Source organism: Caballeronia terrestris, assembly GCF_001544515.1.
Taxonomy (GTDB): Bacteria; Pseudomonadota; Gammaproteobacteria; order Burkholderiales; family Burkholderiaceae; genus Caballeronia; species Caballeronia terrestris.
Genome location: NZ_FCOL02000461.1, coordinates 1 through 1,163, shown reverse-complemented (window position 1 = coordinate 1,163; position 1,163 = coordinate 1). Strand labels below are relative to the sequence as shown.

Below are 1,163 nucleotides of genomic sequence, written 5' to 3'. Positions count from 1 at the left end.
GCAGGCGAGTTGATCGGAACGCTTTGGACGCGCGCGGCGGCCTCCGCACACGCCGAACTGACCTCGCTTCGCGATGAGGTCGAAACGCGTCGCGCCGAGGCGGAGCAAAAGGTCCTCGCCGCGCGCGAGGAACTCGGTCGGACCGAGACGGCGCTGGAGCAACGCACCGCGGCGTTGCTCGCGGCGCAGGTCGAAATTCGCGACTTGGAGCGACAGCAGGCGCACGAGGCGGCCGCGCGTAAAGCACTCGAGGCGCAGGTCAAGCGTCTTGGCGAGGAGGTCGTCGCGCGCGAGCGAGAACTGGAAAAAGTACGCGACACCTTCTCGCGTGATCTGGAAAAACTCCGGGAGACGGCTGATCGTGCGGAGGAGCGCTTACGCGCCTCGGAAAAGCGTGCGCTCTTGGAAATCGATCGCGAACGCGGCGCAGTGATCAAAGCGCAGAAGGAATTGGCGGAAGCCGCCAAACGTGCAGAAAAGCGGGATGCCGAACATCGTCGAACTGTCGAAGCGCTGCAAGAGCAGCAGGGCGATGCTCGCCAGCAGACTGGGGTGTTGCAGGGCAAGCTGGCCGCGCTCGAAGAGGCTTACAGGTCGCTCCAGGAGCAGTTGAAGTCGCTGCGCGCGACGACGCGTCCCTCAGCGCGACGCGCACCCCCGGCAGAATCCCGTCCTCTAGCCAGGCGTGCAGCGCGCAAGGCGACTGCTGGGAAAACAGCGGGAACGAAGAGCCGAACATAGCCTTGGGCGTCGTGGAGGGCTCGACCTCGCGCGCGAGCGTCTAGAAAAGGAGTGAGAAATTGAGAAGAACGGCAGAGAACAAACTGAAGGTGGTCGCGGTCCGCGTCGACCCGGCCATCGAACAGAGGTTACGTGTGTTGGCGGAAGCGACCGGGCGAAAGCAGTCGTTCTTCCTGCAGCGGATGATCGAGGGCGGTCTCGACGCGATCGAAGAAGTCTGGCTGTCGCCTGATACATTGGCAAAGGTTCGAAGCGGTGCATTGCCCGATCGCCTGGACGAACACCGCACGACCCCGGATCTGTTCGACCACGGTGTCAGTGATTCGGCGACTTAGACCGATCAGCGAGAAATCGTCAAGAGTGGTGTACGCGGGGCGGTCGGCATAGTCAGGCGGCCAGCGCTTGAGGAGCCGGTGTGCTTT

At 63.5% G+C, this 1,163-nt stretch carries 2 protein-coding genes; both read left to right on the top strand.

Annotation, left to right across the window (positions count from 1 at the left end; genetic code table 11):
• Positions 1-741 (top strand): ATPase (locus AWB67_RS38270; protein WP_087660897.1); only part of this gene is annotated, 741 nt, incomplete at its 5' end.
• Between the two features lie 59 nt (positions 742-800).
• On the top strand, positions 801-1,076 hold the full coding sequence (locus tag AWB67_RS38265) for a YlcI/YnfO family protein (RefSeq protein ID WP_087660896.1): 276 nt from the start codon (positions 801-803) through the stop codon (positions 1,074-1,076).
• The last annotated feature ends 87 nt before the right edge of the window (positions 1,077-1,163 follow it).